Genomic DNA, 21,060 nt, shown 5'->3' with positions numbered 1-21,060 from the left:
AGCTAATGAAATTTGGCAAATGTGCAATTACTCTAACCTCTCACGAGTTAAATCAGGTTGAATTTGCAGTGCTTTATCATAGGATGCGATCGCTTCTTTATGGTGTCCTAAATCAAATAGCGCTTTCCCCCGGTTGTTCCAAGCTTCGTGGTCATCAGGTTGAATTTCCAATGCCTTGTCATAGGAGGAAATCGCTTCTTCATTGCGTCCTAAATCTCGTAGTGCATTGCCCCGGTCATTCCAAACCTCGTAGTCATCTGGTTTAATTTTTAGTGCTTGGTCATAGGATGTGATCGCTTCTTCATAGTGTCCTAAATCAAATAGTGCTTTCCCCCTGTTGTTCCAAGCTTTATGGGTATCAGGTTGAATTTCCAATGCCTTGTCATAGGAGAAAATCGCTTCTTGATTGCGTCCTAAATCTCGTAGCGCATTGCCTCGGTAATTCCAAACCTTGTAGTCATCTGGTTTAATTTTTAGTACTTGGTCATAGGATGTGATCGCTTCTTCATAGCGTCCTAAATCCTTTAGCAAAAGCGCTCGCAAGCTCCACACTAAGTCGTAATCAGGTTGAATTTCTAGTGCCTTATTTACGGATGCGAACGCTTCTTCATTGTGTCCTAATTTATAGAGCGCAAGCCCTCGCAAGTTCCAAACTATGTGGTCATCAGGTTGAATTGACAGTGCTTGGTCATAGGATGCGATCGCTTCTTCATTGCGTCCTAAATTACATAGCGCAAACCCTCGGTTGTTCCAAGCTTGGTGATCATCAGGTTTACATTCCAGTGCTTTGTCGTAGGATGCGATCGCTTCTTCATGGCGTTCTAGTTCCTGTAACGCCTTCCCCAGCCAGTACCAAGCATAGTAATCATTAGGTTTAATCGCTACTGCCTTATTATAAGAGGCGATCGCTTCTTCATTGTGTCCTAATAGATAGAGTGCAAGCCCTTGCAAGATCCAAACATAGTGGTTATTAGGTTGAATTTCCAGTGCCTTATCGAAGCATGTGATCGCTTCTTCATATCTACCTAATGTATTTAATGTACTGCCTCGCCATTTCCAGACATAAAAAATGTCAGACAAGTCATCATTAACTGTGAATTCTAAAGCTTTGTCTAGGCTAATGAGTGCTTCTTCATATCTATCCAGTTTGTTAAGTGTAATGCCTCGCCATTTCCAAACATAATAAAGGTTAGATAAGTCATCCTTAGGTTTGAATTCTAAAGCTTTGTCTAGGTTAATGAGTGCTTCTGCATATCTACCCAATTTTTCCAATGTAATACCCCGACTCTTCCAAGCATAGTAATCATCTGAGTTAATTTTTAGTGCTTGGTCGTAGGATGCGATCGCTTCTTCATAGCGTCCTAATTTATCCAGCACATACCCATGCCAGTTCCAAGCATCGAGGTAATCTGGGTTAATTTTCAAGGCTTCTGTAAACGAGGCGACCGCTTCTTCATATCTACCCAAGTTGTATAGCGCTTCTCCCCTGTGAATCCAGCCATTTTCACAGCTTGGGTCAGTTTTTTGAGCTTTATTATAGCTGGTAACTGCCTCTGTGTACCGTCCTAAACTGTTTAGGGAAATGCCAAGATTATGCCAAGCGTAATGGTCGTCTGGGTTAATTTTCAAAGCTTGTTCGTAAGAGCTAATTGCTTCTTCATAGCGTTCTAAATTCTTTAGCGCAATTCCCCGGCTGACCCAAGCTTGGTAATCATTAGGATCAATTTCCAGTGCCTTATCATATAATGCGATAACTTCTTCATAGCGTCCCAAATTGCCTAACGTGACAACCCGCCAGTACCAAGCTTCGTAGTCATCTGGTTGAATTTTTAGTGCTTGGTCATAGGAGGATATCGCTTCTTCATGGCGTTTTAAATCTCGTAGCGTATTGCCCCGATCATGCCAAGCCTCGTAGTCATCAGATTTAATTTTTAGTGCTTGATCATAAGATGAGATCGCTTCTTCATGGCGTTTTAAATCTCGTAGCGTATTGCCCCGATCATGCCAAGTCTGGTAGTCATTAGGTTTAATTTCTAGCGCTCTGTCATAGGATGTGATCGCTTCTTCATAACGTTCTAAATTTTGTAAAGCAAGAGATTGGTTGATCCAAGCTTCGTGTTTATCCGGGTTAAATTTCAGTGCTTGGTCATAGGAAGCGATCGCTTCTTCGATGCGTCCTAAATATCGTAGCGCATTGCCCCGCTTGTACCAAGTTAGGTGATCGTTAGGTTTGATTTCTAGCGCTTTGTCATAGGAGGATATCGCTTCTTCATAGCGTCCTAAATAATCTAGTGCAATCCCGCGATTGTACCAAGTTAAGTGGTCATCAGGTTTAATTTCTAGCGCTCTGTCATAGGATGCGATCGCTTCTTCATTGCGTCCTATTTCACCTAGCGCATACCCAAGGTTGTACCAACCTTGGTAGTCATCAGGTTTAATTTCTACTGCTTTGTTATAGGAAGCGATCGCTTCTTTATAATCTTGATAGTATTTTCCGGCAGACTGTAATTTTCCCAGGTTAATCAGTAAATCATATTGACGATCAGGTGTTTTGTGATATTCTGCTATTAATTCTTGAATTGCTATTATTTCTTGATTTCTTTCTTCTCTTTTTAAGCTGAGATATTTTTCATAATCTGCATCCTTAATAATACGTGATGACTCTTTTTCTAAAGTTTCTGAATCTCTAGGAAATTCAAATAATCCAGAACGCCAGTCAAAAAAGTCTGGGGCACGTTGAATAAAATATTTAATTGCAAATCTCGGTAGCAAGAACACAAAACAGATATTACATTTCTCTTTAAAACGTTCTCGCTGTTGGTTAAGGTTAATTAAAACTGGTGGTACACCCTTCCAACTATATGAATAAATATCTCTACTATTCCAACCCATTAATCTTTTGCATTCTTCATATTCATAAAAAGAATGCTCTAATCCTGTAAAAAATAAAATATTTATTTTTCCTTGATTTTCTAAATTGTCAATTATTTCATATAAATTAGTAACAGCTTTTTCAAGCCGCATAACTTCGATATTTTTGTGGGGAATATCTTCTTTTACTGTAGTAATTAACTGCTCACCTTCAGCCGGAGAGCAATGGACAAATAATAAAGCAAAGCCTTCTGTAAAATTCAGAGTGCGGACTAAGGCTTGATATTCTTCATTTCTTTCTGATGGTAAATCCTTATCCCAATCAGTCAGTTCTAGGGTCATAATCTTAGCTGTGTAATACCTGATAGCCTACGGAGGTAGCCTTTGTTCCTATAGCGACACCCTTATAAGATGTTGCATTTTGGCAAAGATATTGTGAATGACACAGTAATTTATTTTTATGATGGATACAGCCGATTAAAGGTATCTTGAAATTCTTTAATACCTTTGATAAGAGGATGAATATCATACCAAACTTGACTTTCTCCTTCTCTATTTAAATAACGATATTCTAAAATACAGCGATTAAATAATAAGCCTCGATACAATGGATCGTTTTCTATTTCTTTAGAATGATACACAGTTGCCAGTGCTTCCCATTCATTAGCAAAAACTGTATTTCGATAAGTATTTCGCAACTCGCTCATTGAGCGCTGTAAAGCTCTGGTAGGAATGGGTAGAGTGTTTGTATATTTAATTGCCTCCTTCATTAATAATAATAAATTTCGCACATGACCTCCACTCATGAGGCATAGTCTTTCTAAAGCTTCTCGCTGCTCAAACATCTCTACCACAGATAAACTAGAGTCTATCAAACTCAGACGCTTTTGCAGTATTTCTATAACTTTATTAATACCGCGTTGATAGGGTTGATTTTCAGGCGTTTGCACCATAATCATCGGCAATACCTGAGTATTACCATAGATATTAGCTAGGTCTGCGGCGCGATTAGAATACAGCAAAGAAATGGGTACTGTATAAAGCAAATGGCAATCTAGAGCTTGGAGTTGTTCGCTACGGTCGAGAAATATTTGGTCGTGATTGCTACGTCCATCTTCTTGAGGTATAGGCACAATCCGGTCTAAGTTATCAGCAATTAATACAAGTTGAGAATATCCTGAAGGTAAGTGCTTTTTGGCATCTTGAATAAACTCATTTAAAGCTGCAATCAAAGTAATTGTATGCGGATTGACACGCTCACGAATTTTTTGGCGTTGAGTAGGTTCTGTTCGCAAATTTGCTGTTAATTTGGCGAATTGGGCAATTTGCCCTTCTATACTTAAGCTTTGTAAGGAGACTTCAGTTAATGCCAAATCTTTTAAATCTTGCCAACGCTCGTTTAACCAGTTCAATAAACTAGCTGGAGATGTGCTATCTTTTAATGTTTCTAATAAGTGGCGGGTACAAGCTAAAAGAATATCAGTATATTGGGCATCTTCTGGATCGATATCTTGTTCATCGGCGGGAAAATAAACAACAAAGCAACCTTCCTCATCTAAATATTGCTGAAGACGCAGTAATTCTGTAGATTTTCCAGCACCACGATGACCTGCATACAGTTGAGAGGTCATTCTGTCTGAATACAAAATCTCTCTACCTACTTCTACTAATATGTCACCATCTCCCCGCACTTCTGTACAATCAACATAAGCGGGATCTCCTGCGGGTAAGGGACGAAATGGGTCAAAAGCATTGTATATCCGCTTTAAAAAGGCAAAATCCTGGGTTATAAATCTAAATTTCTCAGGTTAGCGCCATATTATCGCAAACTTACAGAGATAGTTAGAAAATTAAATTGTCAGGTGTGTTATTGCTCAGAGTGGGGCACAATTGACAAATTACGGTGCGTTAGCCTACGCCAGACAGTTATTGGCAAATGAACAGGTAAACAGATTTAAACCAATTCTTGATGAACTGTTACCCAAACTCAATACTTACGTAAAAGCCATAGGGAATAGGGAATAGCAACTTAATTTTCTTGCCCTATGCCCCATGCCCAATTACTGATATCCCTTCCAAGGAGTGACTTCGAGCTTGCCGTTAGACTTGAATAAAACTTGGAAGTGGGCTAGAGGTTCTTTGTCATTGGGAGCAGCTACATTAGAACCGTAGATAGCGTTAAACATCTTGGGAAGAGGTGTTTCTCGGAAATAATCAAAGGCGACTTGATTGAGTGGTTCATAGTCAGCAATTACACCATCTTTGTTGACTGCTACCCGATATTTTAAATCTCGTGTAAAGGTGGGAGTGCCACTCCAGGTTTGGCGAACTGTATTATAAAGCTTTTGATTTAAACCTTTAGTGATATTAGAGTCGGTAATTTTTGCACCGACTACCTCTGGTGTCTTAGCATATCCTCGCCAAGGGCTAACTTGCAGCACACCATTTGTAGTAAACACTATTCGGAATTGGGCGATTGGTTCATTGGAAATGGGAGCGCGGTTCGCAGGATTATAAAGTAGGTTAGGCAGAGGAGTTTGCCCAACTCCTTGATTAGCTTCTTTATTCACCGCTTTATAACCAACGATCGCTCCATCCGCAGCTACACCCAAACGATAGATCAAATCCTGTTGCAATCCTGAACGCTTAGTCCAAGCTGGATGGATTTGGTTATACACTTGACGATTCAATGCACGCAGCTGGGATGGATCGGTAATTTCTGGAACTGTATTTAAAAGTGCTTCTAAATCTTTAACTGCTGGCTTTTCATTAGCTGTGGGTGGTGGTGTTGGTGTTGCAGCCGCGATAGGTGTTGCAGCTGGTGATGCTGGAGGATTAAGGCTCTTTGTTGTAGAGCTAGTTTGCTCATCTGGCTTAGGCTGCGGTATACGTATTTGGGGAGGTGGAATCAAGTTAAATGCGATCGCTGCTACTGCTAAACTCGATACTCCCACGGCAGCAGGAACAGCCTGCCTGATTACAGCCTGACTAGCACCGCCATAGCGTCTAGTAACTGGTTGTAGTTCTAGGGATAATTCTGGTAAAGTCTGGCTATCAGCAAAAAACTGATCCACTGCTTCTACCAAATCAAACAACTGCACCGTATTCAAATCTATTTCAATCGGCGGACGTTTAGAATTATTAGAGTGATCGAACCCCTCTGGAGCACTTTCGGAATGTATGATTAACCTGTGGAGGTTGCCGTCAATTTTTTGAAACTCTACTAGCTCTGATTCTTGATTGTGTGCTTGCGGATTGGGTACAGTACTCAGAAATTCTTGAGCATAACCACTAACAGCCCTCACCAAACTTTCAAAAAATTCTCGCCCTCCGGTTAAGGGTTGATTGTAACCAGATAAATAGCATTCTGCATTTACCAATATTGATAATTCTGGGCGCATTTCCTGGAACTGTGCAGCCCTAGTGACATCACTTAACCCTTCTAAAAGAAGAGTACAATTAGGTAGACTGTACTTACGTTGAATATTCATTCCACTTCACCGTCAAAAAGACTAATCCAGAACCGCTGCATTCCAGCAGTACCAGTACAAAAGAGTAATTGTCCTAACAAATTTATTGCTAGCGCATCTAATTTTTCATCAGAAGTTAATGCTAGTACACCAGAACGTCGAGAATTCATTCGGCTTTTAAAATGCGCTCTAAACCGCTCTAAGTAATTAGATAGCCGCAAATTCTGTTCTAATGGAATCTGTTTTTCTTCCATTTGTTGACATATCATCAATAACTGACGGATGACAACAGTTAAACGCCGTGCTATATAGCAAGCAATGACCACCAGAGCTTTTGCTTCCATAATAGTTAAGGGACGGCGTATATGCGCTCTTCGTAGCGGGTTAGAGCTACGCATCCGCCATAAATTCACCCTGTCTTTAACAATTCCTTTAAGATCCAACTCTTGAGCAAAAGCTAGGATTGCTTCCGAACCACCAAGTTCTAAAGCTTCAATTGCCAGTAAAATCAGGTCAATTTGCAGCCTAGTTCTGCGAGGACACGTTTTAGAAGCGATCGCAGGATCTGGTAAAGTGTCCAGAATCATCGGCAGTGAGTCTTGGGTTGGACTGTTGAACGGCGTTAAACTTGCTGAAACATTCATTCTATAAATACCTTGTGCGGTTCCAACAGACTAGATAAAACAAATTTAAGATCGGTAGCCAAGACTTGAGCCTTAGACTTGTGGCAGTAGCATGACTACCTGATATATACATTACTTAACTCTTTCTACTCAAAGTTTTCCCTATATTGAAATCAAAATTTTAAAACATAACTAAATTCACCTCATTTATTAATGAAATACCTTTTATAGCTTGGTTTAGATTCTAATTATCGTCAATGAAGGGCGAAGCTTCAGCCTTTACCCCCACTTGACCCCCAGCGTATGACATTATAGTGTACGATTTTTCAGGTATCTGAAATTGGGCATTGGGCATTGGGCATTGCTTATTAATTTATCTACCTCATTCCCCATGCCCCATTCCCCATTCCCTACTTCCCATCCCCCATTTTATGGATTTAAAGTCTCTCATTCGTGACATCCCAGATTTCCCGAAACCCGGAATTTTATTTCGGGATATTACTACGTTACTGCGCGATCCAGAGGGACTGCGCTATACTATTGACTTTTTAACACAAAAATGCAATGAAGCTGGAATAACAGCTGATTATGTCATTGGTATGGAGTCGAGGGGATTCATTTTTGGTTCACCTCTGGCTTATAAATTAGGAGCTGGTTTTATTCCCATCCGCAAAAAAGGGAAGTTACCAGCAGCCGTTCACTCAATTGAATATCAACTAGAGTATGGTACAGACTGCCTAGAAGTGCATCAAGACGCTTTACACCAAGGTAGCCGAGTTTTGATTGTGGACGATTTGATTGCCACAGGTGGAACTGCAAGTGCCACAGCAAAGTTGGTGCAGAAAATTGGCTGCGAACTAGTAGGATTTGGGTTTATTATCGAGCTACGGGATTTACAAGGGCGTACACATTTACCGGACGTGCCGATTATCTCTTTAGTTGAATATTAATCATAGGTCATAGGTCATTAGTCATTGGTCATTGGTCAATAGCAAAACAATTGGCAAATGACGAAGGACAAAGGATGAAGGACAAAGGACGAAGGACAAAGAACAAATGATATTAGTCATTAGTCATTGGTCAATAGCAAAACAACTGGCAAATGACAAAGGACAAATGACAAATGACAAATGACAAAGGACAAAATATAAATGACATCTGCAAAAATTTCCTTGGAGACAGGTCGGGATTGGCTAATCGAGCTAGTAACGAGCGAAACTTTTGTTTATGTGGCAAAGCGGCTATTGCAGGCACTGCTAACTTTGTTGTTGGCGTCAGCGTTGTCGTTTTTCATCATTCAACTCGCTCCTGGTGATTATGTAGATACGCTACGGCAAAACCCGAAGATATCTCCTGAAAGAATTGAGGAAATCAAGCGGCAGTTTGGTCTAGATAAGTCTTGGCCAGAGCAATTTGGGCTGTGGCTATGGCGAATCTTGACCAAAGGGGATTTTGGCACGAGTTTTATTTATCAACGTTCAGTAGCATCGCTGTTGTGGGAACGAGTACCAGCGACTTTGCTATTAGCGATCGCATCTTTAATTGTCACATGGGCGATCGCCATCCCTCTAGGGATCTTTGCGGCTGTTAAACAAAATAAGCCAGCAGACCGGATTTTACAGGTGATTAGTTATGCCGGACAAGGCTTTCCCAGTTTCATTACTGCCTTAGCGTTGCTGGTTTTAGCCCAAATCACCTCGCCGTTGTTCCCAGTGGGTAGCATGACTAGCATCAATCACTCAGAACTGTCGTGGTTTGGCAGAATCTTAGATATCGGCTGGCACATGATTTTACCTACAATCGCACTCTCAATTACTAGTTTCGCTGGTTTGCAACGCATCACTCGCGGTGAATTATTGGATGTTCTGCGTCAAGATTACATCCAGACGGCTCGTGCCAAAGGTTTGCCAGAAAACCGCGTCATCTACGTTCATGCACTCCGCAATGCGATAAATCCCTTGATTACCTTATTGGGTTTTGAATTAGCTGGTTTATTAAGCGGTGCCTTCATTGCCGAATTCTTCTTCAACTGGCCAGGTTTAGGAAGGTTAAGCTTACAGGCTGTATTAGCTCAAGATTTATATTTATTAATGGCAAGCTTGGTAATGAGCGCAGTGTTACTGATTGTTGGCAATTTAATCGCCGACTTGATGCTCAAAGCAGCCGATCCACGCATTCGCCTAGAAAATCTCAATTAGCAGCAATTCAAAAATCCAAAAAATCAAAACGTATTGGGCGATTTTCAGAGTACTGCCAACTATCAAACAACAAACAGATAGCCAGAGTGCGGATGTTGTTGAAGAAAGTGTTGCTGATTTCTCATCCTGTCTTGAATTTGGCTACTCTCAGTTTCAAGCTATTTCTGTATACTGCAAAATTGTGAATTGCTTTTTAACTAATTATTTTACTAAGATTCAGACTTAGTTTTTGCACTCGTATATTTAAGAGTTTTTTTCTAAGCGGGCGGCGGGAATCGAACCCGCATTAATAGCTTGGAAGGCTATAGTTTTACCACTAAACTACGCCCGCAAATTTCCAACCATATAAACTTAACATAGCTTTTGCCAAAATTCAAGTATTTAGTTGGAATTGGCAGGTTGGATTTTGATCCTGACATATAGATTGCTCAATTCTGGTTTTGTGCCATCGTTATTGTGGGCAGCAAGAAAGTTTTCTGTTTTGAAAACTTCATTGAGGATTTGCTCGTATGTGCTTTTTTTACTTTGCAGTGCTGCTGGTTCTATTTCTAGAATTACGGCTTGTTTAAAGTTGCCATTCTGATCAATTATCAAGCTAGCCAAGAGTTGTGCTGCTTCAAGTCCAGAATTATGGACAAGAAAACTTGGGTCTAATTGTTTTGTGTTACTTCCTCTGTATAAAGCGATAACGTCGGGTAAAGCATCTTGTCGGAATCCTCTTGATTGTATCAAGCTAATCACTTGATTTCTAGATAAGGGAGCTACTATTGCTACCGATGCTCCCCCAGCTGAAGTTGCTGGAGTTTCTCTAGTCGAAGTTGCTGGAGTTTCCCTAGTCGAAGTTGCTGGAGTTTCTCTAGTCGAAGTTGCTGGAGTTTCTCTAGTTGAAGTTGCTGGAGTTTCTCTAGTTGAAGTTGCTGGAGTTTCTCTAGTTGAAGTTGCTGGAGTTTCTCTAGTTGAAGTTGCTGGAGTTTCTCTAGTTGAAGTTGCTGGAGTTTCTCTAGTTGAAGTTGCTGGAGTTTCTCTATTTTCAGGTTCTGAAACTGGTCGATTTGATGGAATACCTGTTGGTAGTTGCGTTCCCTTTCCCAGTTTTATTTCTTGACGACGCTTCCAAGGTAAATTACCGACTGGAACTGTAGGTGTCGGTGTGGCTTTAGCTATAGGTTTCGGTGTGGCTTTTGTAGGTTTCGGTGTTGGCGTGGGGACTATCTGTTGTCTAGAGGGTTGACTATTAGGTTGAGAGGCGTAAATTCGGCTGTTTTTTTGGAGATTTTCAGGGGAATTTATTGCGCCAAAATCTTCATTTTTAGGCGTAGTTCGTGCTGTTTGTGATGAACGTGTTGGTACAGACTTTTGAGTTGAGGATAGTGAGTTTGACGAAACTATTTTGGCTGTTGATTTTGATTTGATTATTGATTTTGTTTTAGGAGCAATTTCTATCAATTCAATGGGAACAGCAGATTGATTTTGCTGGGGAAACCACAGGCTAAATGCATTAGATGAGCGCATCAGCCAGAACACCAGCAAGTGCAAAGAGACTGAACTGACAACAAAAAAAATCCACAAACCTGGTGGATCGGTGTGTCGTCTCCAGACCTTGGCTGGAATTGGCGTTTTGTCTGCAACCGATGGTGTCATATTATATAAACTGGATATGATTATGCACTTTTACTCATTGGTAATGCTTTAAAATACCAGTCTAAATTTTAGCGATTAACCATTACCTCTGGTGAAACAGCGAAAGTCAAAACTGTTTCATCTACTCCTTTAAGTTCTAACGGCTTACCTTTAGTAATTGCTCCTTCCTGTAAATAATCTGCTACGGCAGCAGAAACCAGGATTGTACCGGGAACAGCAGCAGCTTGCAACCTTGCGGCAATATTTACACTTGGGCCAATAGCTGTATAATCGGCACGTTCAGCGCTACCAAACATCCCCACAACAGCAGTACCTTGGTGAATACCGCACCGAAATTGTACGCTAGTAAGTTTGTCGCTATCGAATACACCTTGCTCTCGCCAGCGCTGGTTTAAGTCAGCCAGTGAGCGGTGCATTGCTCTTGCTGTATTAATAGCACGACGTACTTGTTCATTAGGAGTTAGTTCTTCCGGCGCTCCATACAAAGCTAAGATAGCATCTCCCATAAATTTATCTACAGTACCGCCATTGCTAAAGACAACTTTGGTCATGGCTTCTAAATATTCATTTAGCAACTCTGCAACTCGTCGGGATCTGAGAGTATTTGCTAGCTGTGTAAAACCCACAATGTCGCTAAACAAAACTGTAATTAAGCGTGGTTCTGGGCGCAAATCTAACGTTAAATCTCCGATTGCGGCTTTTTGCACTAATACAGCAGGCAAAAAGCGCTTTAGCACCGATTCTGTTAAATAAGTATTTAACTCCACAATGCGCCGTTCATTTTCTTTCAACGCTAAAAGATTCCGAACTTCCGCCAAAAGTTCCCGATCGTTAAATGGTTTTGCTAAATAAGCGTCCGCGCCATATTCTGTACCTTCGATGCGGGTTTCTTCATCTACTTTCGCTGTCAGCAGAATGATTGGTGTTCCTTTCAACGTCTCCTCATTGCGGATCATCTGAATCATCTCAAGTCCGCTCACTAAGGGCATCATTAAGTCAGTCACAATCAAGCTGGGTATAATTTCCTTAGCTTTACTGTGCCCTTCATGACCGTTACGAGCTGTCTGTACATGATAGCCATTGCGGCGGAAAATTTCAGATACATAGGTTCGCAAATCGGGGTTGTCATCTACAACTAAAATTGAGTGCTGAGTCTTAAGTGCTGAGTCTTTAGTATCAACACTGGGGGAGAGGTTTATTGTAATATCTTCAATATTGTCTGTTGTTGACTCTACTAGTTCTAAATCAGCCAATTCTACGCTAGCGCGGCTGGTATTCAGTTCGGTAGGCGTTTCTAGTACTTGCTGTGCAGGTAAATGAGCATTTCCAGTCACCAGCCATAAACTAAAGGTAGTACCTTCACCATAGACTGATTCCACACTGACTTGACCACCATGTAATTCTACTAATTCTTTAACTAAAGCTAAACCCAAACCACTGCCTTCATAGGAGCGATTTGCTGAACCTTCAGCTTGGCGAAAGCGCTCAAATAGGTGAGGAATTTGTTCTTTAATAATACCAATTCCAGTATCTTGTACTTGCAAGATGCAGCGATCGCGCTCAGATTTTAGTCGAACATCAATCGTGCCACCTTCGGGAGTAAACTTCATGGCATTTGACAAGAGGTTATAAACCACCTTGTCAAATTTTTCCATGTCTAAGTACACCGTCGAACACTCATCTAACTGGGTGAGGAGATGCAGTCTCTTTTTCTCACAGTAGGGACGAAAAGATTCCACTATTTGGCTGACAAATTCGACTAAATCGCAGGGATGGAAATTTGGCTGCATTCTCCCCGCATTCAGGCGTTGTAAATCCAGGAGTTGATTTACCAGTCGCAGGAGACGGCGGGAGTTACGTAGGGCGATCGCACTTTGAGAGTAAGATAATCCCTCACCAGCCGCCACCGCCGACTCTAAAGGCCCTTGAATCAAGGTAATCGGTGTGCGAAACTCATGGGAAATATTTTGGAAAAATTCGGTTTTTTGTTTGTCTAATTCCAGTAAGCGTTCAGCTTGTTGACGAGTTTTTTGATATAAGTGTGACTGCTGCACAGCGATCGCGGCTTGCGCTGCTACTGCTTTGGCTAAATCAATATCAGATGGCAACCATTGGCGGACTTTTTTACCTTCATGTAAAGTAATACTACCAATACATTTACCATCAGCCAATAATGGCACAAACATTAGCGATCGCGCTGGCATTTTTAAAGGCAAATCAAAACCCCGCACATCAGAGGGAGAATGACTCACATTACCAATTACTACAGGTTCAAGTGTCTGTAGCATTTGTTGGAGGATTGGATTCTCCTGAATAGATACTTGAGAATAGGGTAATCTCTGCCTTGGTAGGTGATTATTACTACTTAAGTTATTGTCTGGGGCTGCCGAGCTTAAATTTTCTAGATGTTGAAAACTGTCATACAAGCCCACACACTCAACAAACTCATCTTCCTCAGTCCACAAAGATAGGACGCAGCCATCGACTTGTAAAGCTTGTCCCAATTGCTTGGTAATTGCTGCAAAGATATCTTGAGGATCTAGGCTAGAGCGAATCGCGCTAGTAATCGTATTAATCAAGCTCTCTCGCTTGGCAAGGGCACGTACTTGTTCGTAAGCATAAGCTTGAGACAAAGCTAAGGCTGCCTGATCTGTTACCATCAGTACTAACTGCACCTCATCATCACCCCAGAAGCGAGGCAGAGAACACTGGTGCAATGCCAGCACTGCCATCAGTTCTTGTTGACAGATCAATGGCACAACTAAACTAGAACAAATGTTAGCAGCAGCAAAAGCTTCCGCACGCTCGCGCAGTTCGGGAGTGTTACCGTGAATGCGCTCATCATCAATTGCATCATGAATCACCTGGACTTCACGGGTTTCCCACACCGTCTGAGCCAAAAGAGACAGAGGGGGAGCAGAGGATATGGCGGGCAGAGGGGAAAGACTTACTGCCACTTCCCCTTTACTCTCCTGCACCTCTGCCTCTTCAGAAAGAGGCTTCTGATAAATAAACCCTTTATCCGCCAACTGCTCATCTTGGAAGGGACGCAACAGACAGACATCCACTTCCAACATGTGACCCACTGTATCTACAATTGCTTGCAAAATTTGTCTGTAGTCTAAAGCACTGCGAATCGTATTGGTAACGGTATTCAGCAGCGATTCTTGACGGAGTGTGCGAGTAAGTTCGCGGGTTCTGGCTTTGAGAACATTGTGGGTATCCAAAGCTTGGCGTACCACTGCTTTGAGTTCCTCCGCTTCCCACGGTTTAGTGACATATTTAAATACCTTACCAGCGTTGATTGCTTCCACCAGGTCTTCGACATCGGTGTAGCCAGTTAAAATAATCCGGATAATATCTGGATATTGAGTTGCTGTCAGGCTCAAAAATTCTGTACCGCTCATCATTGGCATCCGCTGATCGGAGATGATCACCGCGATCTCTCCCTCTTGAGCCAGCAGATCGAGGGCCGCAGGGCCAGAGGTTGCCCTTAGCACCTTATAATCACGATAGAAAGTGCGGTAAAGCAAGTCAAGGTTGTCTGGTTCATCATCGACAACCAAAATTTTAGGCTTACTGTTTGCTTGGGATTTCATGCACCGCTTTCCTGCTGCAACGGCAGTCGGATAAAGAATAATCTGATCAGGTAAGGATTTTTCTGAGTCAGGTAAGAGCAGAGCATTTCGACCAATAGGGCTGTTTGGCTACATGACTGCTGAGTGTAGAAGCGTTTACTCACAGTAATTCGTCTCATTTGCTTGTACCGATTACCGTTTGCGTTGGTGCAGTGTAATTGCTTTCATTGTCAGTTTTAGTTTTACAGAGTCGACGCTTGCTTGCCAAATCTTTTTTCACCTCCTGTGAGCAATGTATGATAATACATACAGCGCTCATAGCCAGCTGAAAAATCCAGATAAAGCTGCATATTAAGTTTTCCCTTTGCAGCTGTTGTAATAACACTTGCAGGTAAATTTTATTTATGGTAGTCATGGTAGAGTCAGCCAAATTAGAACAATTAAGATTTAAAGCCAAAGTATACTATTAGACAAATACCTCTTTCTAATTTAGCAATCAGAACTATCATTAAGACAAGTGGTAGTCGTTGAGGAGTTAGAGATTAGGGATTAGAGAACCTTGCAGATTCTTGTCCCAGTACCTGTACAGCCTATTTGAATGACTTGGTAGCAAAGTAGTGTCAGTGTAGCGGCAACTGCAAAAACAAGTTCAGTACTGCAAGCAAGGGTGGTTTTAAACCAGAGTTTGCCAATAGTGTACTTACTTAACAATTTCGGAGATGCTGCTTACGGACAAGTTATGCTATTCCTCTGCCCACTCATTCAAAGCTCTATCACTTTACAGATGCTTTTGTGGCAATCAGTTTGATATTCTGACTACCTAAAACAAGGGATGCAATGAATCTACTGAATTTAAGGTTATAGATTTATGAAGTTGTAACTCCTAATACTCTTTCAAAAATGCTGGTTATAAAACTTTAAACTAAAGTGTAAAAATTTGTTTAATCGACAAGCAAAAGTGAATTAGCAATACTGGTTCAGTTAAATCTCCTGGGCAACTCTAAAGTTATGATTTAGTTTAAATCTTGTTTTAGGATATTTGAGAAAATTTTTGTTGAATAAAATCAATACTAAACTAGCCTTGAAATATCGGTTTTTTCACCCATACCACCAACAGCCAATCGATCCAGCTTCCTACCAATTCCAAATTCGTACAGCTACATCGGCTGATTTGATTGGTGTTGCCCAAATTATTACTGAAAGCTTTCACTCCCACAATGGTATATGGGGATGGGCTTTCCCGTTGCTACGTCTGGGTATTTACGAAGACTTAAGGCATCGGATGGCATCACCCACGCCCCGCCATATTTGCTTAGTTGCCCTTGAATCTACTACTGGTGAAGCTAATAACTTAGTGGGAAGTGTGGAACTGGGTGTACGTTATAGTAGTGATTTATGGAGCCAAGTTGGTGTAGGTTTTCCTTACTTATCTAATTTAGCGGTTCACCCAAAATACCGTAGACATGGTGTGGCTTCAGGATTGCTTACTAGCTGTGAAAAAGTCTCTCGCGAGTGGGGATTTCAAGACTTATATCTCCATGTTTTAGAAAATAACCATCAAGCAAGACAGCTTTATTTCAAACTGGGATATCGAGTACATAAAGTCGAATCTAATTGGAATACATTTCTTCTAAGACGCTCAAGCCAGATGTTATTGCACAAGCACCTGAGTGCTGATTCCATTCTCTGAATTTTGTTTTGGCAATTGTCAAGTTTTGTGTTCCATTCCAATTAATTCGATAAAATCTATAATTCATAGCGGTAATCAAGCACAAACTAAGTTAAACCACGTCTACCTTGAGAATCATAGTTCTTTTGACTTAGAGAAAGCTCAAAACTTAAGTTAGGACTAAAAAATATATTTTTCTTAAGAACTCCAGCTTTTAAAATAGACGAGGGTTAATTATAAATCTAGCCAATCTTAGCTAAATATCCATAGAAATCCGCTTTAATTTGGAGGACTTACTTGGTTTAGCAGGCAAGAGCTAACGATAAAGAAGGCTCTTTCAGTTATACTGAGTTTTTTCATACAATCAAATAGGAGTCCTATAGATCAAAACTAAAACATGTTTGTAATCTCCGAAACGAGTAAATAGCTTTTGATAATTTTTTCTCAAAATAATATTTGATTTAAAATTTTTACGAAAAATTCCCTCATCCGTATAAACAAATTATCTTTTCGGTAAATATTTTTAATATTAAAAAATATTAAATTTATCTTTTGGGATTTATGGTTAACAATTTTTTGAAAGGATTCGATATAGATGAAAATGGACTATAATCGGAACTATAGGCGAAATCGCGTTGAAAGAAATCATTATTTCCTCATAATAACTTTGTAATTAAGATATTCATCTTTATAAAAACTTTAAGAAAATATTAGTATAGTTTACAGACAAATCTAGTTAAATCTCTTAAAATATAATCACTCAATTACTGAAACAACGCCTTTATATTGCTATTTTTAGTTGGATTGACCAGAAAAATCTTGATAATAAAAAAATTCAAAAACTTGATTTGATATAACAGCTAATTCTGTTTTGAAGTGCATACTACAACAACATTCATTAAAAGTTTAAAAAACATGGATAGCGAACAGCATCGACGCTATCAGACCTCTATGGTATCAATTTATTACCCTGAAACAACTTTCCTTGACTCTGTTATCATGTCAGATGGAACTGAGCAATCGCCAGGCTCGGATATCCTTACACGTTTGCACAGTGGAGAAGTTTTCATTGTCAATAGTCGTAGACAAAATGGATTAATACTCTTTAAACGCTATCATGCAGAGTTTGCTGGGCCTGGGGCTGCTGTAGGTGGGGATTACGATTGTGATTGCCAAAAGGCACTGCCTATAGGTAATTTTTCTTTATTAACTCCTGAATCTAATGAAGAACGCCAGAATGCTTACAAGATTAGGCGACAGTGGATTCGATTAATCAAACAAATTACAGAAAACCCAGTGCCTGGGCAGCGAGTCCAGAAAATTCTCGATCAATTTGAACAATACTTTCCACCAGAAATAGTGGCTCTTTTGCCGGATGTTGCTTTTGCTCTTTTAGTGGGTGTGCTACCACAAACAGTGGGAGTAGTTCGCCGTTTGGGCAGCGAGGTGAATAGCAGGTTTAATTACTGAGTAAATTGCTAAGATGACAAATTGGACAAAGCAGCTTTTACTCGATTAACGGTGCGGGCGTTTTCTTCTATCGTTCCGACAGTAATTCGCAATCCTCCGCTAATGTATCGTACAAGAGTGCCCAGTGTTCTAAGTTTCTGGTGGAAAGTTTTTAAAGCAGCTTCTTGTGAATTAAAGCCATTTGGTTTAAGACGCAGGTAAATAAAGTTGGCAGCACTTGGGGTAATTTGTAGTTCTGATTGCTGGGATAAAATTTCGATGAGTTTAGCTCGTTCACTCAGGGTTTGGGGAATTGATTCCAGCAAGAGTGTACGATTTTGTAAACCAACTAATGCTGCTGCTATGGAAAAACTGGGGAGATTGTAAGGTAAACGAACTTTTTCTAAAATGGCGATCGCTTCGGGATGAGCGACGCAATAACCTATACGGAGAGATGCCAATCGGAAAGCTTTAGAAAAAGTGCGTAATATTACCCAATTAGGACGCTGTGCTAATTCACCTACTAAAGTAATTTCACTGAATTCAAAGTAAGCTTCATCAATTACTACCAAAATATGCTCTGGCAAACTTCTTAACCATGCCAACTCTGCCTCAGTTAAACTGTTGGCAGTCGGCGAATTGGGATGTACTACGAAAACTACGCGAATCGGAGGATTTTGAGTTTGTTCGAGCGCAGACTGTGCAGCGCTTATGTCAATTTCAAAATTTGTTTCATTTCTCCCCACTGCCACTACAGGAATGCCCAATGTTTGCGCCAAAATCCCGTACATTGAGAAAGTAGGATTGGCAACTAAAATTGACCCTTCTCCTCCTAGACAGGTGGCGACTAATAAAGAGCGGATTAGTTCATCTGAACCATTACCAACAGAAATATTGGCAGCAGTAAATAAGGATGATGAGAGGGCAGCTGATTGATTGACGTATTCGGCGATCACATCCTTAAGTGTTTCATGTCCGCCATCTGGATAACGATTTGTTTCAATTACTTGCTGATACGTCCATGCCAGCTTCTCTTTTAACTCAGGTGGTAAATCGTAGGGGCTTTCATTTGTATCTAACCGATCAAACTGTGTGGCGACATCGGCTGTATCGCTGCTAGGATGAGGTTTATAGGCGGTGAATTGGGCTAAATCTGACCGGATGAAGGGAAGCATAGTTTTAGTCATTAGTCATTAGTCATTAGTCATTGGTCATTAGTAACTAACAAAGGACAAATGACTAAGGACATTAGTTATGTGTGAGTCTAATATTTTACAACTTCAAGGTAATTGGCAAAAGAGGCGAATTGCTTGCCAAATTTCTTCCATAACATTACCCAAGGCGTGGTCACTATCGAGTTCGACTAACTCCACCCAAGGACGCAATCGCGCAAAGTCACGACTAGCTTTGATCGGAATGACTTCATCCTTTTTGCCATGCAAAATCAGTGTGGAGATAGGGCGTTGCAAAAGCTTTTCTTGGTATTGGGCAGCATCTGTAACGAAATCGTAACTTAAGGCAAGCGATCGCTGCTCTCCATAGTGGTAGACCATAATATATTTTTCTTGCTGCCAACGCTGTACTTCTTCATCCCCTAGTTTGGGCAACCAATGGGATAAAAACCCAAAAGCTGGTGCTAGCAAAACTAAGCGTTGTACTTGTAAGTTTTGTTGTCCCAAGTGGGCAGCAGTCAAACCACCCAAACTTGAGCCAATGAGGGTTACTGGTGTAGAATCATTGCTGAATTCTGCGGCAACTTGAGCGAGCTGACGAGTAATTGTCAATTGGGAAAAATCGCCAGTATTGAAATCGGGAATTATCAGCTTTGTCTGAATTTGAGTAAAGCGATCGCTTATATTCCGCGCTTTAGCAGATTTAGGGCTGGAAGCAAAGCCGTGAAGATATATGTAGTCCAAAGTTGTAAATAGTTTGGAGTTAAAAATTATTGAGTGTTGATAAATTTTTATTTATCATTTTTTGTGGCTTACTTATAATTCATAACTCACAACTCCTCACTCCTAAGTTTTATTAGCGCATTGTGACAAATTCCTCTGCCGATGAGGGATGAATGCCCACAGTGGCATCAAAGTCTTTTTTAGTTGCGCCCATCTTGAGTGCGATCGCCACACCTTGGATAATTTCAGCTGCACCTTCACCTACCATGTGAGCGCCTAAAACTTTGTCGGTGTTGCTATCAACCACCAACTTCATCATTGTCTTCTCTTGCTTACCAGTCAAACTATGGTACATGGGGCGGAAGCGAGTGCGAAAAATTTTGACGGCATCACCGAGTTTTTCCCGTGCGTCGGCTTCTGTCCAGCCGACTGTCGCGGCTTCTGGGTTAGAAAATATGGCTGTGGGAACAGTTTCGTGACTGAATTCGCGAGGGTTATCCCCAAATTCACTATCAGCAAAGGCGCGACCTTCGCCAATGGCCACGGGAGTTAAATTGATTCGGTCGGTGACATCGCCAACAGCAAAGATATTCGGTTGACTAGTTTGACTATATTCATTGACTGCGATCGCACTTGTGGTAGGGTATCCAGGCCCTTCCATAGAACTGGCGACAACATCAACCCCAGCGTTTTCTAAACCTAATCCATCTACATTGGGGGTTCGACCGGTCGCTACTAAAAACACATCAGCAATTAATGATTCTTGGTCATTCCCTGATAAAGTCAGTTTCAACCCTTCTGGGACACGTTCAATTGCTTTCACCACATTATTCTTAATCAAGCGAATTCCGTGGTTCGTCATACCCTCTTCAATTTCTATACGGACATCTTCATCAAACCCATTCAAAATCTTTTCACCTCTGGTAATTTGTGTCACCTCAGAACCCAAACCGCGCATAATACAAGCAAATTCCGTGCCGATATAACCAGCACCAATAATAACGATGTGTTTCGGTTGTTCTTTTAAATGAAAGATTTCGTTGGAGGTAATGCCATGTTCCATCCCTGATAAATCTGGCTTAATGGGACGCCCACCAACAGCAATTAAAATTTTGTCTGCTGTAACTTTACGTCCATCAACTTCTACGGTGTGAGGATCTACCAATGTGGCGCGACTGGAAAATAGTTCTACTCCGGCTTTTTCTAAGAAGCTGATGTGTAGTTGTGATAATCGTCGAACTTCCTTATCTATAGATGTGATGAAATATTCCCAGTCAAACTCAGCATTACCCACTTTCCAGCCATAGCCTGAAGCTTCACTGAACAGTGCAGGAAAGTGAGAGCCATAGACCATGAGTTTTTTGGGAACGCAACCGCGAATCACACAAGTGCCACCAACTAAATCATATTCAGCGATCGCTACTTTTGCGCCGTAGCTAGCCGCTCGTTTGGAAGCCGCCAAACCTCCAGAACCCGCACCAATTACAAACAGGTCGTAATCAAAAGTCATAAGTTTATGTTCTCTTTAGCAACAAGTTAGTTCCTGGGAACTTACATACAGAACCTGATTGAACTATATAAGGATTCTGGTGAACCCTGTGTAAGTCCTGTCCTTGATTTAATCTAGCGTTAGCAGATGCTATCTGGTCGTAGGGAATATCACTTT

The 21,060-nt window shown here is 41.0% G+C and carries 13 protein-coding genes and 1 tRNA gene; 4 read left to right on the top strand and 10 right to left on the bottom strand.

Annotation, left to right across the window (positions count from 1 at the left end):
* Positions 1 to 27 precede the first annotated feature (27 nt).
* From HWQ58_RS32025 to HWQ58_RS32010, 4 genes are all read right to left on the bottom strand, one after another.
* Entirely contained in the window at positions 28 to 3,213 is a 3,186-nt protein-coding gene (locus HWQ58_RS32025) for a tetratricopeptide repeat protein (RefSeq protein ID WP_292871894.1), read from the bottom strand.
* Positions 3,214 to 3,329: 116 nt separating this feature from the next.
* Entirely contained in the window at positions 3,330 to 4,661 is a 1,332-nt protein-coding gene (locus tag HWQ58_RS32020; protein ID WP_292871930.1) for an AAA family ATPase, read from the bottom strand.
* 270 nt (positions 4,662 to 4,931) lie between these two features.
* The gene (locus HWQ58_RS32015) at positions 4,932 to 6,362 is read right to left on the bottom strand and encodes a DUF4335 domain-containing protein (protein ID WP_292871892.1); all 1,431 of its coding nucleotides are present in this window, start codon (positions 6,360 to 6,362) and stop codon (positions 4,932 to 4,934) included.
* Positions 6,359 to 6,985 carry a DUF3038 domain-containing protein gene (locus tag HWQ58_RS32010; protein WP_292871890.1) on the bottom strand — a complete coding sequence of 209 codons (627 nt, stop codon included), beginning with the start codon at positions 6,983 to 6,985 and terminating at the stop codon, positions 6,359 to 6,361. The genes HWQ58_RS32015 and HWQ58_RS32010 overlap by 4 nt, the downstream gene beginning before the upstream one ends.
* Before the next feature lie 410 nt (positions 6,986 to 7,395).
* On the opposite strand from HWQ58_RS32010, the gene HWQ58_RS32005 reads away from it, so the two are divergent.
* Positions 7,396 to 7,914, top strand: a complete 519-nt coding sequence (locus tag HWQ58_RS32005; protein ID WP_292871888.1) for an adenine phosphoribosyltransferase — start codon at positions 7,396 to 7,398, stop codon at positions 7,912 to 7,914.
* Positions 7,915 to 8,115: 201 nt separating this feature from the next.
* On the top strand, positions 8,116 to 9,162 hold the full coding sequence (locus HWQ58_RS32000) for an ABC transporter permease (RefSeq protein ID WP_292871886.1): 1,047 nt from the start codon (positions 8,116 to 8,118) through the stop codon (positions 9,160 to 9,162).
* A 260-nt stretch (positions 9,163 to 9,422) separates the two neighbouring features.
* On the opposite strand, the gene HWQ58_RS31995 is transcribed toward HWQ58_RS32000, so the two are convergent.
* The 3 genes from HWQ58_RS31995 to HWQ58_RS31985 all read right to left on the bottom strand — a co-directional run bounded on the left by HWQ58_RS31995 (position 9,423) and on the right by HWQ58_RS31985 (position 14,402).
* Positions 9,423 to 9,493, bottom strand: a tRNA-Gly gene (locus HWQ58_RS31995).
* A 50-nt stretch (positions 9,494 to 9,543) separates the two neighbouring features.
* The gene (locus HWQ58_RS31990; protein WP_292871884.1) at positions 9,544 to 10,803 is read right to left on the bottom strand and encodes a hypothetical protein; all 1,260 of its coding nucleotides are present in this window, start codon (positions 10,801 to 10,803) and stop codon (positions 9,544 to 9,546) included.
* Between the two features lie 68 nt (positions 10,804 to 10,871).
* The gene (locus HWQ58_RS31985) at positions 10,872 to 14,402 is read right to left on the bottom strand and encodes a response regulator (protein WP_292871882.1); all 3,531 of its coding nucleotides are present in this window, start codon (positions 14,400 to 14,402) and stop codon (positions 10,872 to 10,874) included.
* 1,030 nt (positions 14,403 to 15,432) lie between these two features.
* Here HWQ58_RS31985 and HWQ58_RS31980 point away from each other — a divergent pair.
* Positions 15,433 to 16,071, top strand: a complete 639-nt coding sequence (locus HWQ58_RS31980) for a GNAT family N-acetyltransferase (RefSeq protein WP_292871880.1) — start codon at positions 15,433 to 15,435, stop codon at positions 16,069 to 16,071.
* Between the two features lie 894 nt (positions 16,072 to 16,965).
* Complete coding sequence (locus HWQ58_RS31975) at positions 16,966 to 17,520, top strand: hypothetical protein (protein ID WP_292871878.1); 555 nt, start codon at positions 16,966 to 16,968, stop codon at positions 17,518 to 17,520.
* A gap of 8 nt (positions 17,521 to 17,528) precedes the next feature.
* Here HWQ58_RS31975 and HWQ58_RS31970 read toward each other — a convergent pair whose 3' ends face one another.
* The 3 genes from HWQ58_RS31970 to gor all read right to left on the bottom strand — a co-directional run bounded on the left by HWQ58_RS31970 (position 17,529) and on the right by gor (position 20,904).
* Positions 17,529 to 18,674: a histidinol-phosphate transaminase gene (locus tag HWQ58_RS31970; protein ID WP_292871928.1), complete on the bottom strand. Its 1,146-nt coding sequence runs from the start codon at positions 18,672 to 18,674 to the stop codon at positions 17,529 to 17,531.
* A gap of 105 nt (positions 18,675 to 18,779) precedes the next feature.
* Positions 18,780 to 19,415 (bottom strand): YqiA/YcfP family alpha/beta fold hydrolase, encoded by a 636-nt coding sequence (locus HWQ58_RS31965; protein WP_292871876.1) that lies wholly within the window; start codon positions 19,413 to 19,415, stop codon positions 18,780 to 18,782.
* 112 nt (positions 19,416 to 19,527) lie between these two features.
* The gene (gene gor / locus HWQ58_RS31960; protein WP_292871874.1) at positions 19,528 to 20,904 is read right to left on the bottom strand and encodes a glutathione-disulfide reductase; all 1,377 of its coding nucleotides are present in this window, start codon (positions 20,902 to 20,904) and stop codon (positions 19,528 to 19,530) included.
* Positions 20,905 to 21,060: the final 156 nt, after the last annotated feature.

The sequence above is a fragment of the Nostoc sp. LPT genome (assembly GCF_017115165.1).
Classification (GTDB): Bacteria; Cyanobacteriota; Cyanobacteriia; order Cyanobacteriales; family Nostocaceae; genus Nostoc.
Note: the sequence above shows the minus strand (reverse complement) of the source record. Positions and strands in the feature narration are given on the sequence as shown.

Bases quoted from the DNA above. Each gene is read 5' to 3' on its own strand.
- HWQ58_RS32005 (WP_292871888.1), top strand. From the start codon at position 7,396: ATGGATTTAAAGTCTCTCATTCGTGACATCCCAGATTTCCCGAAACCC.
- HWQ58_RS31975 (WP_292871878.1), top strand. From the start codon at position 16,966: ATGGATAGCGAACAGCATCGACGCTATCAGACCTCTATGGTATCAATT.
- gor (WP_292871874.1), bottom strand. From the start codon at position 20,904: ATGACTTTTGATTACGACCTGTTTGTAATTGGTGCGGGTTCTGGAGGT.
- HWQ58_RS31970 (WP_292871928.1), bottom strand. From the start codon at position 18,674: ATGCTTCCCTTCATCCGGTCAGATTTAGCCCAATTCACCGCCTATAAA.
- HWQ58_RS31990 (WP_292871884.1), bottom strand. From the start codon at position 10,803: ATGACACCATCGGTTGCAGACAAAACGCCAATTCCAGCCAAGGTCTGG.
- HWQ58_RS31985 (WP_292871882.1), bottom strand. From the start codon at position 14,402: ATGAAATCCCAAGCAAACAGTAAGCCTAAAATTTTGGTTGTCGATGAT.
- HWQ58_RS32000 (WP_292871886.1), top strand. From the start codon at position 8,116: ATGACATCTGCAAAAATTTCCTTGGAGACAGGTCGGGATTGGCTAATC.
- HWQ58_RS32015 (WP_292871892.1), bottom strand. From the start codon at position 6,362: ATGAATATTCAACGTAAGTACAGTCTACCTAATTGTACTCTTCTTTTA.
- HWQ58_RS32025 (WP_292871894.1), bottom strand. From the start codon at position 3,213: ATGACCCTAGAACTGACTGATTGGGATAAGGATTTACCATCAGAAAGA.
- HWQ58_RS32010 (WP_292871890.1), bottom strand. From the start codon at position 6,985: ATGAATGTTTCAGCAAGTTTAACGCCGTTCAACAGTCCAACCCAAGAC.